The sequence below is a fragment of the Aquimarina latercula DSM 2041 genome, from assembly GCF_000430645.1.
Lineage (GTDB): Bacteria > Bacteroidota > Bacteroidia > Flavobacteriales > Flavobacteriaceae > Aquimarina > Aquimarina latercula.
The window spans coordinates 297,584-312,084 of sequence record NZ_KE387185.1; the positions used below are offsets into that span (position 1 = coordinate 297,584).

15 protein-coding genes and 1 tRNA gene are annotated in these 14,501 nt (G+C 29.6%); 10 read left to right on the forward strand and 6 right to left on the reverse strand.

Annotated elements, in window-relative coordinates; genetic code table 11:
- Positions 1-51 precede the first annotated feature (51 nt).
- From gltX to H526_RS0119220, 4 genes are all read left to right on the forward strand, one after another.
- Entirely contained in the window at positions 52-1,563 is a 1,512-nt protein-coding gene (gltX, locus tag H526_RS0119205) for a glutamate--tRNA ligase (RefSeq protein ID WP_027394504.1), read from the forward strand.
- Positions 1,564-1,692: 129 nt separating this feature from the next.
- Positions 1,693-1,872: a DUF4177 domain-containing protein gene (locus H526_RS0119210; protein ID WP_027394505.1), complete on the forward strand. Its 180-nt coding sequence runs from the start codon at positions 1,693-1,695 to the stop codon at positions 1,870-1,872.
- A 63-nt stretch (positions 1,873-1,935) separates the two neighbouring features.
- Positions 1,936-2,880, forward strand: a complete 945-nt coding sequence (locus tag H526_RS0119215) for an SPFH domain-containing protein (protein WP_027394506.1) — start codon at positions 1,936-1,938, stop codon at positions 2,878-2,880.
- A gap of 284 nt (positions 2,881-3,164) precedes the next feature.
- Positions 3,165-3,677, forward strand: coding sequence for a hypothetical protein (locus H526_RS0119220; protein WP_027394507.1), 513 nt, complete (start codon positions 3,165-3,167; stop codon positions 3,675-3,677).
- A gap of 57 nt (positions 3,678-3,734) precedes the next feature.
- On the opposite strand, the gene H526_RS0119225 is transcribed toward H526_RS0119220, so the two are convergent.
- The gene (locus H526_RS0119225; protein ID WP_027394508.1) at positions 3,735-5,789 is read right to left on the reverse strand and encodes a glutamine--tRNA ligase/YqeY domain fusion protein; all 2,055 of its coding nucleotides are present in this window, start codon (positions 5,787-5,789) and stop codon (positions 3,735-3,737) included.
- 152 nt (positions 5,790-5,941) lie between these two features.
- Here H526_RS0119225 and folB point away from each other — a divergent pair, with 152 nt between their 5' ends.
- The gene (gene folB, locus H526_RS0119230; RefSeq protein ID WP_027394509.1) at positions 5,942-6,298 is read left to right on the forward strand and encodes a dihydroneopterin aldolase; all 357 of its coding nucleotides are present in this window, start codon (positions 5,942-5,944) and stop codon (positions 6,296-6,298) included.
- 53 nt (positions 6,299-6,351) lie between these two features.
- Positions 6,352-6,422 (forward strand) — tRNA-Cys (locus H526_RS0119235).
- Positions 6,423-6,460: 38 nt separating this feature from the next.
- Here the strand turns inward: H526_RS0119235 and H526_RS0119240 are convergent.
- The 3 genes from H526_RS0119240 to rnr all read right to left on the reverse strand — a co-directional run bounded on the left by H526_RS0119240 (position 6,461) and on the right by rnr (position 10,133).
- Entirely contained in the window at positions 6,461-7,153 is a 693-nt protein-coding gene (locus H526_RS0119240; protein WP_027394510.1) for a LysE family translocator, read from the reverse strand.
- 40 nt (positions 7,154-7,193) lie between these two features.
- Positions 7,194-7,868, reverse strand: coding sequence for a head GIN domain-containing protein (locus H526_RS0119245; protein ID WP_027394511.1), 675 nt, complete (start codon positions 7,866-7,868; stop codon positions 7,194-7,196).
- Positions 7,869-7,934: 66 nt separating this feature from the next.
- Positions 7,935-10,133: a ribonuclease R gene (rnr, locus tag H526_RS0119250; protein ID WP_027394512.1), complete on the reverse strand. Its 2,199-nt coding sequence runs from the start codon at positions 10,131-10,133 to the stop codon at positions 7,935-7,937.
- Between the two features lie 295 nt (positions 10,134-10,428).
- Here rnr and H526_RS32530 point away from each other — a divergent pair, with 295 nt between their 5' ends.
- The 4 genes from H526_RS32530 (at position 10,429) to H526_RS0119270 (ending at position 12,317) form a co-directional block, all read left to right on the forward strand.
- Positions 10,429-10,551, forward strand: coding sequence for a hypothetical protein (locus H526_RS32530; protein WP_255420143.1), 123 nt, complete (start codon positions 10,429-10,431; stop codon positions 10,549-10,551).
- 54 nt (positions 10,552-10,605) lie between these two features.
- Complete coding sequence (locus H526_RS0119260) at positions 10,606-10,845, forward strand: hypothetical protein (protein ID WP_027394514.1); 240 nt, start codon at positions 10,606-10,608, stop codon at positions 10,843-10,845.
- 580 nt (positions 10,846-11,425) lie between these two features.
- On the forward strand, positions 11,426-11,857 hold the full coding sequence (gene rpiB / locus H526_RS0119265) for a ribose 5-phosphate isomerase B (protein WP_027394515.1): 432 nt from the start codon (positions 11,426-11,428) through the stop codon (positions 11,855-11,857).
- Between the two features lie 10 nt (positions 11,858-11,867).
- Positions 11,868-12,317 (forward strand): GNAT family N-acetyltransferase, encoded by a 450-nt coding sequence (locus tag H526_RS0119270; RefSeq protein WP_027394516.1) that lies wholly within the window; start codon positions 11,868-11,870, stop codon positions 12,315-12,317.
- A gap of 46 nt (positions 12,318-12,363) precedes the next feature.
- Here the strand turns inward: H526_RS0119270 and H526_RS0119275 are convergent, their stop codons facing one another.
- Together H526_RS0119275 and rnpA are read right to left on the reverse strand one after the other, a co-directional pair.
- On the reverse strand, positions 12,364-13,986 hold the full coding sequence (locus H526_RS0119275; protein WP_027394517.1) for a S41 family peptidase: 1,623 nt from the start codon (positions 13,984-13,986) through the stop codon (positions 12,364-12,366).
- 38 nt (positions 13,987-14,024) lie between these two features.
- Positions 14,025-14,405, reverse strand: a complete 381-nt coding sequence (gene rnpA, locus H526_RS0119280) for a ribonuclease P protein component (protein ID WP_027394518.1) — start codon at positions 14,403-14,405, stop codon at positions 14,025-14,027.
- Positions 14,406-14,501: the final 96 nt, after the last annotated feature.

Below are 14,501 nucleotides of genomic sequence, written 5' to 3' on the forward strand. Positions count from 1 at the left end.
CGTATCTTTGCCATCACTTTTGCACGTCTTATTCAGCAAAAAACAAAGATTATGACAAAAAACATCAGGGTACGATTTGCCCCAAGTCCAACTGGACCTCTTCATATAGGTGGAGTAAGAACTGCTCTATTTAATTATCTTTTTGCAAAAAAAAACAAAGGAACATTTGTTCTTAGAATAGAAGATACTGATCAAAATAGATATGTTGCAGGTGCTGAAAATTATATAACTGAATCATTAAACTGGTGTAATATTCCATTTGACGAAGGCCCAGGTAAAGAAGGTAATTTTGGTCCATATAAACAAAGTGAAAGAAAGCACTTATATAAACAATATGCTGATCAATTAATAAAAAATGGTCATGCTTATTATGCCTTTGATACATCCGATGAGCTTACTGAACACAGAAAAAATCATGAAGCAAAAGGTAAAACCTTTATATATAATTGGCATAACAGATCCAAGTTAAATAATTCGTTGTCGCTCTCAGATAACGAAACAAAACTAAAAATTGAATCTGGTGATCCATATGTAATACGTTTTAAATGTCCTAAAGATGAAACTTTACATTTAACTGATGAAGTACGTGGAGATATTACTATAGATACTAATATATTAGATGATAAAATATTATTTAAAAGTGATGGAATGCCAACGTATCATCTTGCCAATATAGTAGATGATCACTTAATGCAAATCACTCATGTTATTCGCGGGGAGGAATGGTTACCTTCTTTAGCTCTGCATGTATTATTGTATAGATCTCTAGAATGGAAAGCTCCTAGCTTCTCTCATCTACCTCTCATACTAAAACCAACAGGCAAAGGAAAATTAGGTAAAAGAGATGGAATCACCGGGGGGTTTCCTGTTTTTCCTTTACAATGGACAGATCCTAAAACTAATGAAGAAGCCTCTGGATATCGTGAAGATGGATATTTACCAGAAGCAGTCATTAACATGCTTGCTTTTCTTGGTTGGAATCCTGGAACAGAGCAAGAACTTTTTTCTTTAGAACAATTAATAAATGAGTTTGATCTAACCAGAGTTAACAAAGCCGGAGCAAAATTTGATCCTGAAAAAACTAAGTGGTTCCAACAACAACATTTTCAGCTAGCTCAGAACTCGGTACACGTGGAACAATTGCAACAAATACTTTCTGAAAATAATATTTCTACTTCTTATGATCTAAATGAAGTAATTGAACTAATAAAAGAACGAGCTGTTTTTTCTAAAGACCTCTGGGATCTCAGTAAGTTTCTGTTCATTGCTCCTTCAGAATATGATGAAAAAGCAACTAAAAAAGCCTGGAAACAAGAAACTCCTGATTTAATGCACGAGCTCACCAGAATAATTAGTGATATTCATGATTTCAACGCGGAAAACATTTCTAATACAGTTAAAAGCTGGATAAAATCTAAAGAAATTGGATTTGGTAAAATTATGATGCCTTTACGAATTGCGTTAGTAGGATCATTACAAGGTCCTGACATCTTCAAAATTATAGAAATTATAGGTAAGGACGAAACTATAAAACGAATCGAAGCTATTATAGAAAAACTATAATATTTATAAATTTCTAAACTATAAAAACACCCCTCTATCTAAATTAGATAGAGGGGTTTTATCTTATTAGTTGTAACAATTTACAATAAATATATACTGATATAATATATATTATAAATAATGTCAACAATGGGAAAGCAATATAAAGTTCTTAAATTATCAAATTTATGGTCAACCGAAAAACTACGAAAGCAAGCTGAAGATACTCTAAACAAAGCTTCTCAAGAAGGATGGGAAATTATCTCAGTCGCCTTCGGAACTTCTAGTAGTTCAGGCATGTCTACCGCAATGATAACTATAGCAAAATAATATGCAATGATTTACAATTAATTAGTAACTTCATTTCAACTATTAACTTTTAATATAAAAACAATGGGACTATATTTAATACCGCTAGTGATATTCGGTTTTATAATTCTTATATCAGGAATATTCACAGTAAGACAACAGACCTCAGCTGTCGTGGAACGCTTTGGTAAATTTTTAAGCATTAGAAATTCTGGACTACATTTCAAAATTCCAGTTTTTGATCGAATAGCAGGTAGAATAAATCTAAAAATTCAACAGTTAGACGTTCTAGTAGAAACGAAAACTAAAGATGATGTATTTGTTCGTTTAAAAATATCAGTACAGTTCCAAGTAATTAAAGCTAAAGTATATGATGCTTTTTATAAATTAGAAAATCCACATGATCAAATTACCTCATATGTGTTTGATGTAGTTCGTGCAGAAGTTCCTAAAATGAAGTTAGATGATGTATTTGAAAGAAAAGATGATATTGCTATTGCCGTAAAACAAGAGCTTAATGAAGCTATGGTGAACTATGGTTATGATATTATTAAAACATTAGTTACCGATATCGATCCCGATCTTCAAGTAAAAGAAGCTATGAATAGAATTAACGCTGCCGAACGTGAAAAAGTTGCAGCAGAATATGAGGCTGAAGCTGAACGTATTAAAATAGTAGCTAAAGCTCGCGCAGAAGCCGAGAGTAAACGATTACAGGGTCAAGGTATTGCAGATCAAAGGAGAGAAATTGCTAGAGGATTAGAAGAAAGTGTTGATGTTCTAAATAACGTGGGTATCAACTCTCAAGAAGCCTCTGCTCTTATCGTAGTAACACAGCACTATGATACGTTACAGTCTATAGGAGAAGAAACTAATAGTAACTTAATATTATTACCCAATTCTCCACAAGCAGGAAGTGACATGTTAAATAATATGATTGCTTCTTTTACTGCTTCTAATCAAATAGGAGAAGAAATGAAAAGACAAAATGCTAAAAAAGGTATCGGTGGAAAAAAACCAGATGCATAGAATTATCTTATAAAATAACAAAACCCGATCACATATTATGATCGGGTTTTATTTTTTATAAGTTTAATAATAATCTCTGTATACAAATCACTAATTTTGCTAAAAACTGAATTGGACGGTTTTAAGAGCATTTTTATGGCAAAGAGATAAGATTATATTATGCAACTTTTATTTTCCCTTACAGTCTTTAATATAAACCCATTTTTAATAAGGAAAAACTATATAAAAACTAATGATATAGTTTTTTCTGATATAACAAAAAATAGTTTTTACAACAAACAAAAATGAAAAATTACCTATTTGTACTTCTTTTGATTTCCGGAAGCATTTTTTCCCAAAATGTTAACACATTAAAAAAACAAGCAATCCGAGATGCAAAAGCTATTTCTGAAGCTTCCCTTAAAAAAGATGTAAATACTCTTTTGGACTATACACATCCAAAAATTTTTAAAAAATATGGTGAAGAGCAATTAAAAAATGATATTGAGCAAGTATTTAGAACAATGACTGCTCAAAAGATTAAAATTGTTAGCTCAAAAATTAATGGTGTATCAGATATAAAAAAAGAAAAAAAAGAATACCGATGTCTAGTTAAGAATACTATAAAAATGGATTTTAATGGACGCGATGTAACATTAAAAAGTTCTTTATTTGGTTTTTATGACAAAAAGAAAGAAAAATGGTACTTTATAGAATCTAATAAATTACTTGATGATGAGGAAACAAAAAAAATATTTAAAAATTTCGAAACAGAAATTGAAATACCTCAAGATGAGCATATAGCTGCAGATTATTAGATAAAAAAAAGAGATGAAAATAATATTCATCTCTTTTTTTTATCTAATAATATACTTCTATCCAATATTATATCTACTAGCTAAAATTTGTGCTTCTTTACTTAAAAGTTCATTAGTATCTTCTTTTCCTTTTAATAGAAAATCCACAGCTTCTTTATTTGGCTTTATATTTTTAGTTTCTAGAACAACACCTAATGCCAAAGTTACTACAATACGAGTACCTATCTTTTTAGCGGCAGTACCATAGAGTGGAACCAATTCGTCTATTTCTATTTTTTTCGCAGCTTCTAAAATCTTTATTTTAAGCGCTTCTCGCTTCTCTTCAGGTAAATTAGTATACTTCTTCCCTGCTCTCTTAATTTCATCTATTGCAAGTACTTCTCGTTGCTTATTAGGTTGTGGTTTGTTGCCGTTATTCGCTTGTTTATTCGAAACAGGTTTAACTTTAGCCCAAGTATCCCTAAGACCTACCGTTTTATTAAAAACTAAAGCATCCGATTTACTATCTGGGTCTACATTAAAATAACCTAACCTTTGAAATTGAAATTGTTCTAATAGATTGACCTCTTTAAGACTTGGTTCTACATAACCTGTAATAACATTTAAAGAACTTGGATTAATAAAATCCATAAAATCTTTTTCCCTATGACTATCAGGAGCTTCATCATTAAACAAACGATCATATAACCTAATCTCCGCTTTAATAGCGTGTTTTATAGATACCCAATGCAATGTTCCTTTAACATTACGCTTGGATTCCTCTGTACCACTACCCGACTTACTTTTAGGATCATATGTACAATGAATCTCTATAAGATTTCCTTGATCATCTTTAACAACGTTTTCTCCTTTAATTATGAATGCATTTTTTAGACGAACTTCTTTTCCTAACGTCAATCTAAAATATTTTCGACCTGCTTCCTCCTTAAAATCGTCTCTTTCTATATATAATTCTTTAGAAAAAGGAATTTTTCGAGAACCTGCCGTTTCATCTTCAGGATTATTCTCTGCTTCTAACCATTCTTCTTCATTATCAGGATAATTAGTAATTACTAATTTTACTGGATCCAACACCGCCATTACTCTAGGAGCTGTTTTATTAAGATCTTCTCTCACACAAAATTCTAATAAAGAAACATCTATAACATTTTCTCTTTTAGCTACACCTACAGTTTCTACAAACTTTCTTATGGAAGCAGGAGTATATCCTCTTCTCCTTAAACCCGAAATAGTCGGCATTCTTGGATCATCCCAACCTTTTACTATATCATCATTAACTAGTCGCAACAACTTACGTTTACTCATTATTGTATAACTCAAATTAAGTCGTGCAAATTCTCTCTGTTTAGGTCTTATGCTCTCATTATTATAAATTTGATCCAAAAACCAATCATATAATTTTCTATGTGGTTTAAACTCTAAAGAACACAATGAATGTGAAATATTTTCAATATAATCACTTTCTCCATGAGTCCAATCATACATAGGGTATATACACCACTCATCACCTGTTCTATGATGAGACTTCTTTAATATTCTATACATCAACGGATCCCTCATCAACATATTAGGATCTGCCATATCAATTTTGGCTCTTACCACATGTGCTCCTTCATCAAATTCACCTGCTTTCATTTTACCAAATAAATCCAAATTTTCCTCTACCGATCTATCTCTAAAAGGACTATTAATACCTGGTTCTGTAGTCGTTCCTTTTTGTTCCGCAATTTTTTCTGAAGACTGGCTATCCACATATGCTTTTCCCTCTTTAATCAAGGTTACAGTCCAATCGTATAATTGCTGAAAATAATCAGAAGAATAACATTCTTTATCCCATTGATATCCCAACCAAGAAATATCCTTTTTAATAGCATCTACATACTCTTGCTCCTCTTTTGCTGGATTTGTATCATCAAAACGAAGATTTACAGGTGCATCATAAGTCAAACCTAAACCAAAACTAATTCCTATAGCTTTAGTGTGACCAATATGTAGATATCCATTGGGTTCTGGAGGAAAACGAAAACGTAAATCCTTTGGATTCATTCCATTCGCTAAATCTTCTTCTACAATATGTTCTAAAAAATTGAGTGATTTTTTTTCTTCTGTCATTGGATAAAAATAAAATACAAAACTACCTAATATTTCTAATGATACACAACAATTGTTTCATATCTATTTCAATGTTACACTATCAATACATAAAAGGGTTATTTTCCTGTAAATTCTTTTGAAAGATTCTATTACCTTTGAAAAAAAAATTTGTGGGTTTAATTACGCTTAAAAACATCAAGATATATGCATATCACGGATGTCTGGTTGAAGAAAAAAAAATTGGTTCTGATTATAGAGTTGATTTAAAAATTAAAGCTAATTTAAATACATCTGCCAAATCAGATAATCTTTCTGATACTGTTGATTATGTGCATCTTAATCACATTGTAAAAGAAGAAATGGCTATTCGTTCTAAACTATTAGAACATGCTGCAGAACGAATTTTAACTCGTATATTAAAAGAGTTACCTTTAGTGAATAAAGCGACCGTTGATGTTTCTAAAATTAACCCACCTATAGGCGGTAATGTACAAATGGTTACAATTACTAGGAGTAAAAAAAGATAAATAAATCTGAAGTAACCATAAATTTTTTTACATTTGCCCTCGAAGATGAAAAGGGTGTCGTGGCCGAGTGGCTAGGCAGTGGTCTGCAACACCATCTACAGCGGTTCGAATCCGCTCGACACCTCAAAAAAAAGTCCTGTAAAAATTACAGGACTTTTTTTATTAAAAACCGGATTCCGGTTTAATTTTTTCGATCTTATCTTGAATTCTTTTTTCCATCGTTTCTGGCAAAACCCCTTTTATGATAAGAAAAACTCCAAAAACAACCATAATAATACTAATAGTTCTTTTTATTAAATAAGTACGTTTAGGTGTTAATTTTCTTTTTAAACGTTTTGCTAACAACATTTTAAGCACATCTATAAATAAATATGTCCCTAAAACCATAGCAAAAAAGATAAAAATCCTATTGGTATTCATATCCATCTGAGGTCCTGCAACCACAATAATTCCTATCCAAAAACCTAAAACTCCAATATTTATGAAATTCAATAAAAATCCTTTAAAAAAAAGCACAAAATAATTGTGCTTATTAATAATCTCAACTGATGTATCTCTAAGTTTATTATAATTTTTTCTTTCCTTAATAAATGATATTGCACCATAGGTAGCTAATAACATGCCTCCAAAAACGAACAAAGCAGGATCATCTTTTATTTTTTCTAAAATCTGATTCGTACTAAAATATGCTATTAAAATAAAAACAATATCAGCAAATATCACTCCTAGATCGACTGCTAAAGCTGCTCTAAATCCTTTTATAGCGGCGGTTTCTAGTAATACAAAGAATACTGGCCCAATTAAAAAGGCTAATATAAATCCTAAAAATATTGCTGCTTGAGCGTCTTGAAACATAAAATGTAAGCGTATTTCTTACAAAGTTAGAAAATACTACTTAGTTTACCTCTATAATCTTACCACCAAAAACTTTTTTTCCATCCACTTCTTTTGGATTTCCATAAATTCTAATCGTACCTCCTGCAGCTGTATTTGCTTTTACATAATCACTAGCATTTACATTTGCTCTTCCTCCAGCACTAATTTTAACCTGTGTGCTTCTAGTTTTTAAATCTTCTGCAATAAATTGTCCTCCTGCTTTTACGGTAACTTCTTGTTCATCTACTTTTCCTTCTAAATGCAATCCACCGCCACTTACAGCTCGTGCTAATAATTTTTCTGCTTCAATCTCTGCATATATATCACCACCTTCTTGAGCTCGTAAATCTAATTCACCGCCAATAAGTACTTCTTTAACTATTATTTTTGCCCCTTCATTTACATCTAACTTCTTAATATCAGTATAATAAACAATAACCTTTGTATCATTATTATCCCAAGTATTACTTAAAGACATCTTAATTTTAAGTACGTTATCCTTAATAACAACATCCACTTCTTTTCTACTAATTCCTGAAACTTCTACTTTATTTTCAGATCCCTTAATGAGTTTCACTTCTATTTTATCAAAGACTTTAAGTTCATTAAAATCTCCAACATTTTTTGTTATAACCTTTTGTGCGTTTAATAAGGATACCACAAATAATAACGAAAGAAATATTACTTTTTTCATTTCCTAAATAAATTTAAAATTGATAAATGTGTGATTTATATTTTGATTAACGATTACTATTATTCTTTATTCTATTTCTTGTTTACTTCCTAATAGTGTAAAATCCAAATGCCTTTTTACAAGGTCTGCATTTTTCACTTTCACATATACTTCATCGCCTAATTGATAAGTTTTTTTAGAATTTTGACCAACTACAGCATATTCATCTTGATCAAATATGTAATGATCATCATTCATATCTTTTAGTCTAATCATTCCTTCACATTTATTGCTAATAATTTCTACATAAATACCCCATTCAGTTACACCAGAAATTACTCCAATAAATTCCTCATTTTCATGATCTTTCATGAACTTAATCTGCATATATTTTATAGAATCTCTTTCTGCACTTGCAGCTAAATTTTCCATAGAACTACTATGATTACATCGTTCTTCATATTCCTCTTCTGAAGCTGATTTTCCACTATCTAAATAATGTTGTAGCAAACGATGTGCCATAACATCAGGATAACGTCTTATTGGTGAAGTAAAATGAGAATAATAATCAAAAGCTAATCCATAATGTCCAATATTATGAGTTGTATACTCCGCCTTACTCATACTTCGTATTGCTAATGTATCTACTAGATTTTGTTCTTTTTTACCTTGAACATCCTTTAATAAACCATTTAATGAACTTGTAGTAGTCTTACGATCTCTTAAATCTAATTTATAACCAAAGCGACCAATTACATTCTGCAATGCAGCAAGTTTTTCGTCATTAGGTTCATCATGGACTCTATATACGAAAGTTTTCTTTGGATTTTGTTTTCCGATGTATTCTGCAACCTTTTTATTAGCAAGTAACATAAACTCTTCAATAAGCTTATTAGCGTCCTTAGAAGTCTTAAAAAACACTCCTACGGGATTGTTTTCTTCATTTAAGTTAAACTTTACTTCTACTTTATCAAAGGAAATAGCTCCTTGTCCCATTCGTTTAGCACGCATTATTTTAGCTAACTCATCCATTTTTAATACTGCTTCTGCTATTTTTTGATCTGCTTTATATTCTTTTCCAGTTAAAGAAATATCTTTTGGTATAACATTATCATTGGTTTCTATGATATGCTGAGCCTCTTCGTAAGCAAAACGTGCATCTGAATAAGTAACAGTTCTTCCGAACCATTGATTTTTAATTTCTGCTTTATCGTTTAATTCAAAAACAGCAGAAAATGTATACTTCTCTTCATGAGGTCTTAAGGAACAAGCATTGTTAGATAAAACTTCTGGTAACATAGGCACTACCCTATCCACTAAATAAACAGATGTTGCTCTTTCGTAAGCTTCATCATCTAATATCGTTCCTGGTTTTACGTAATGCGATACATCTGCAATATGTATTCCTATTTCATAATTACCGTTTTCTAAAACTTCAAACGATAATGCATCATCAAAATCTTTCGCATCTTTAGGATCAATTGTAAACGTTAATATTTTACGCATATCCCTACGCTTTTCAATCTCAGCATCCTGAATTGAAGTATCTAAATCATTAGCAAAAGTTTCTACTTCTTCTGGGAACTCATACGGTAATCCGTATTGCGCTAAAATTGAATGAATTTCTGTATTATGTTCTCCAGGCTTACCTAGAACTTTTATTACTTTACCAAATGGAGAATCTGCTTTTTCTGGCCAATCCTCTAATTTAACCAATACTTTATCTCCATTTTCGGCATTTTTTATTTTATTCTTTGGAATAAAAATATCCGTATACATTTTACCATCTTGCATATTTACAAATGCATAATTTTTCTGTATCTCGATAACGCCAACAAATTCATCTTTCTTTCTAGAAATTATTCTAGAAATTTCTCCTTCACTCTTACCTCTTCTTTTTCTTTTGTAAACATACACTTCTACCTCATCACCATTAAGAGCTTTATTAAGGTTATTATTTGGAATAAAAATATCATCTTCTAAATCTTCCACTATCACATATCCAGTTCCTTTTGATGTAATTTCTAATACTCCAGAATATGTATTGATATTGGGTACAATTTTAAATTTACCTCGATCAATTTCCTCTATTTCCTTTTTTGCCGCAAGCTGTGCTAGTTTTTTAATAATTTGATTTCGACTACTAGGGTCATCTACACCAAATTTAGCTGCAATCTGTTTATAATTAAATGTTTTAGTAGGTTCTGCTTTAAGTATTTTTAGTATTCCTCTGGTAATATTTTCTATTTTAGGAGACTTTTTTCCTCTTCTTCTTTTTCTTTTCATTAATGTCTTTTAAATAATATCATATAAAATTACAGCTTATCTTTTAACATATCTTGTTTTCTATATAAACTTTTATTAAATATTGAATTTTGTTATTGTTTATAGTTAAAAAAATATATTATCTGTAAATCAATAGATTACAAATAATTAATATCAACAAATCTTGTTGTTTTTCTTAAAATTTACTTAATTTTAATATACCAAGATTGTTATTTATTCGTTTGGGGTTAAGTATATGACATATAAAATCAAAAAAATTCATAAGATTATATTCCTATTCTTACTAATATTTTTAGTGGGTATATATTATTCTACGGTTTATATAGGAAATACAATGGATCAAAAAACAGATACCGACGAAAAATCAGAAATCAATGGAGGTATACATTCTGATAAGGAAGCTACACAAATCAACTAATTGTTTTTTTAGATAATTTGTATATTTAGATAATCTATTACCTGGATTATTTCTATGAAAGATTTTATTACAATTGCCACCTTTACTTATCCAAACGATTATGCAATATTACGACTTCTTTTGGAAAGAGAAGGAATTTCTTATTTTTTTGAGAATGAAACAATGATAGGAGTTTTTCCATTTTACTCCAATGCATTAGGAGGAATCAATCTAAAAATTCATTCCAAAGATAAAATAAGAGTTCAAGAAATAATAGATGATCTTAATTCTAATTCTCATCTAAGAATTATCTAAGAATCATAAATTCTATTTTAAAGTAGTTTTCAACATATATTATATATAATACTTTTTCTTTCTTTAAATTTAAAAAATAAAATAGTGATTATTATGTAGTGTTGATAGCGGTATAACTTTTGTAAATTTTAGTTGCTTATTAAGTTAGTTTAATTTTTCAAAACTATATTAACAACATATGAAATGGTTAAGTTGTTGAGAATCTTATAAAACTAGATTTTAATTAACAGCTGTTCATAGTTTATAAACACATGTTTTTATTAATATTTTTACGGAAAAACCATAGTTGATAACAATGAATTAATGTTTAAAAACTTCACAAGAAAAAGATGCTAATAAATTTTGATTTGTGATAACTAACCTTGTATTCTAATAATAATTAAAAGAACCAAAAAAAGTTTCTCAATTTTAGGAACTATTTATCCACATCTAATGTTAACACACTATAAGGAGTTATTAACATTGAGGTAACATTAAGGTAATTTATTGATTTTTTGAACTTTACTTTTTTTCTTTGAATTATCTTTGTTATTAATAAATAATCTGAAAAAATCAATAAATAATTTAAAACTTAAAAGTTGTGAAAATAGCTATCGGAAATGATCACGCAGGAACCGAGTATAAATTCGAAATAATAACTTACCTAGAATCTCAAGGTATAGAGGTTATAAATTATGGTACTGATGAAAATAGCAGTGTAGATTACCCAGATTTTGTTCATCCCGTTGCAAAAGATGTGGATGGTAGTGTAGTTGATTTTGGAATATTAATATGTGGTAGTGGGAACGGTGTTTCTATGACAGCTAATAAATACAAAAATGTACGTGCTGGTTTATGTTGGACTAAAGAAATAACAGAATTAACACGATTACATAACAATGCTAATATAATAAGTATTCCAGCTAGATTTACATCATTACCACAAGCTATAGAAATGGTAAAAACATTTTTAGGAACTGAATTTGAAGGAGGTAGACATCAAAATAGAGTAGAAAAAATATCTATGTGCTAAAACTTTTGCTATGAGTGATATTTTGTTTCAAGTAAAAAGTTTTGAAGAACTTTCTACATCTGAATTATATAAGATTTTGCGCTTACGTGCTGAGGTTTTTGTTGTAGAACAAGATTGTGTTTATCAAGACGTTGATAATAAAGATCAAAAAGCACTTCATGTTATTGGTTATAAAAACAATAATATTGTTGCGTATACTAGAATTTTTGACGCTGGTGATTATTTTGAAAAAGCGAGTATCGGCAGGGTTGTAGTGTCAGAAACTGAAAGAAAATATGGTTATGGTCACGATCTGATAAATCAAAGCATAATAGCAATAAAAGATCAATATACGAAAGACGAGATTAAGATATCGGCACAGTGTTATCTTAAAAATTTTTATAAAAAACACAATTTTAAACAAATAGGAGAAGAATATTTAGAAGATGGTATTCCCCATATTGCTATGGTAAAATCATAAAAAACCAGTCTTAAGACTGGTTTTTTGTTTTAAAATAGGAATTTATTTATTCTAAGATTTTATCATATTTGGTTTTATTTCCTAAAATTTCCTTGCTTTTTTTAATTTCTGGATTATGTGTAATATAATAGTCATATAATCCTTCTCGATATGTGTAACGTTTTACAATTTCATCTGTAAGTAAGTTTTTAATTTCAGTTTTATAGATATCTAATCCTTTTTCTTTAGAAGTTTTTATAGTTGCAAGTAATGCATTATAACTTTCAGAGATATCGGTATCTAATTTTTCTTTTTTAGCAACTTGTAATGATTTTCTAAGCGATTTTTCTGTATCTGTTTCATAATTAAATCCACTTTTTTTGACAAAATTTTTAAAATCTTCGTAATCTTTATCTGTGAATTTAAAATTGCTAACATCCATATTTTGATGATTATAGTAGTATTTTGTTCCATAGTCAAATATAGCATCTGACTGAAGTAATGATGTTGTAATATTACTAAACTTAGATGTTTCCATTTCTATGTCTGGTTGAATTCCACCACCATCATATACAGTCCTTCCGTTTTTTGTTTTAAACGCTTTAAAATCTTGTTCATTAATTCTTACAGCTTTATTGTTTTCATCACGATTCCAATAATCTAAAGCTTGTATACATCTTCCACTTGGTGTGTAATAACGTGATATTGTTATTTTTAACTGTGTACCATAAGTTAATTTTTTAGGACGTTGTACTAATCCTTTTCCAAAACTTCTTGCACCTATAACAACTCCTCTATCTAAATCCTGTATGCTTCCTGCAACAATTTCGCTAGCAGAGGCGCTTCTACCGTTTACTAAAACTACTAAAGGAATATCGGTGTCAATAGGTGTTTTTTTAGTGAAATACTCTTTATTATATTTCTTTACAACGGATTTAGTAGTTGTAATTAATTCTCCTTTTGGAACAAATATGTTGGTAACATTAATAGCTTCACTAAGTAATCCTCCTGGATTACCTCTAAGGTCTAGAATTATTTTATCAGCACCTTTTGCTTTTAGGTCTTTTAATGCAGCTATGGTTTCTAATGATGCTTTGTTATTAAATTTAGATAAAACAATATATCCTGTATTATCATCAAGTAAAGTAGAAAATGGAACCGCTTTTACTTCAATTTCTTCACGACTTAGGATTGTATTTTTTGTTTGATTTTGTCTTTTGTATGTAATTTCTACTTTAGTTCCACTAGCTCCTTTAAGAAGCTCTCCCGCATCTTCTTCGAAATCTGACACAACTACATCACCAATCTTAATGATTTCATCTCCGGCTTTAAGACCAGCTTTATCAGCAGGATAATCTTTATAAGGTTCTACAATAATTATTTTGTCCTTTACTGTTTTTACAGAAGCTCCAATTCCAGTATATTCTCCAGCGTTTCTAATTTTAGAAGCTTCTACATCTTGTTCATTCCAGTATTTAGTATATGGATCAAGATCGTCTAACATCGCCTTAATCGCAGTATCCATAAGTTCTGCAGGATTTGTTTCATCCACATAATTCATGTTTAATTCTTTAAACATGGTAGTGAAAATTTCAATCTGTTTAGCAATTTCGAAAAAATCAGATTTAAAACTTACTGTTGATAGTAGTATAACAAGTGCAAGAGTAGGATAAAGAATTTTCTTTTTCATATTATGGATCTTTATTACTAGTAATAATAGGTTGAAAATTATTGGTTTTCAATTTCTTTACTACTGAACTTTTGTAATATTTCTTTTATTTTAGATTCAACAATTATAGAATCCGGCATTTTATTGCCGGTGTATAAAAACATAAAAGTAAAGTGATGGGTAGTGTTCTTGTCTACAAGATACTTATTTTTTCTATAATTTTCTCTTAATAAACGTTTAATACGATTACGATCCACTGCTTTTTTAAAATTTCGTTTACTAACGGAAACAGTTGCTTGAATTGGTAAGTTTTTTTCTGAAATAGATTTTCTATAAATAAGTCGAATAGGATATTTACCAATTGATTTACCTTCAGAAAAAAGGAGCTCTATTTCCTTTTTACTTTTAAGTTTTTCATTTGTACTAAAAGTCGCTTTCATGAGGCAGTAAAAGTACAGATAAGATTTGAAATGAATATTTTATAAACAGAAAATCCGGTACTATTGGTTTAGCACCGGATTTTAATATTAAAAATT

What these genes read in the sequence shown, in the direction of transcription:
- gltX (WP_027394504.1), top strand. Translation starts at nt 52, where the DNA reads ATGACAAAAAACATCAGGGTACGATTTGCCCCAAGTCCAACTGGACCT.
- H526_RS0119210 (WP_027394505.1), top strand. Translation starts at nt 1,693, where the DNA reads ATGGGAAAGCAATATAAAGTTCTTAAATTATCAAATTTATGGTCAACC.
- H526_RS0119215 (WP_027394506.1), top strand. Translation starts at nt 1,936, where the DNA reads ATGGGACTATATTTAATACCGCTAGTGATATTCGGTTTTATAATTCTT.
- H526_RS0119220 (WP_027394507.1), top strand. Translation starts at nt 3,165, where the DNA reads ATGAAAAATTACCTATTTGTACTTCTTTTGATTTCCGGAAGCATTTTT.
- H526_RS0119225 (WP_027394508.1), bottom strand. Translation starts at nt 5,789, where the DNA reads ATGACAGAAGAAAAAAAATCACTCAATTTTTTAGAACATATTGTAGAA.
- H526_RS0119240 (WP_027394510.1), bottom strand. Translation starts at nt 7,153, where the DNA reads ATGTTTCAAGACGCTCAAGCAGCAATATTTTTAGGATTTATATTAGCC.
- H526_RS0119245 (WP_027394511.1), bottom strand. Translation starts at nt 7,868, where the DNA reads ATGAAAAAAGTAATATTTCTTTCGTTATTATTTGTGGTATCCTTATTA.
- rnr (WP_027394512.1), bottom strand. Translation starts at nt 10,133, where the DNA reads ATGAAAAGAAAAAGAAGAAGAGGAAAAAAGTCTCCTAAAATAGAAAAT.
- H526_RS0119260 (WP_027394514.1), top strand. Translation starts at nt 10,606, where the DNA reads ATGAAAGATTTTATTACAATTGCCACCTTTACTTATCCAAACGATTAT.
- H526_RS0119270 (WP_027394516.1), top strand. Translation starts at nt 11,868, where the DNA reads ATGAGTGATATTTTGTTTCAAGTAAAAAGTTTTGAAGAACTTTCTACA.
- H526_RS0119275 (WP_027394517.1), bottom strand. Translation starts at nt 13,986, where the DNA reads ATGAAAAAGAAAATTCTTTATCCTACTCTTGCACTTGTTATACTACTA.
- rnpA (WP_027394518.1), bottom strand. Translation starts at nt 14,405, where the DNA reads ATGAAAGCGACTTTTAGTACAAATGAAAAACTTAAAAGTAAAAAGGAA.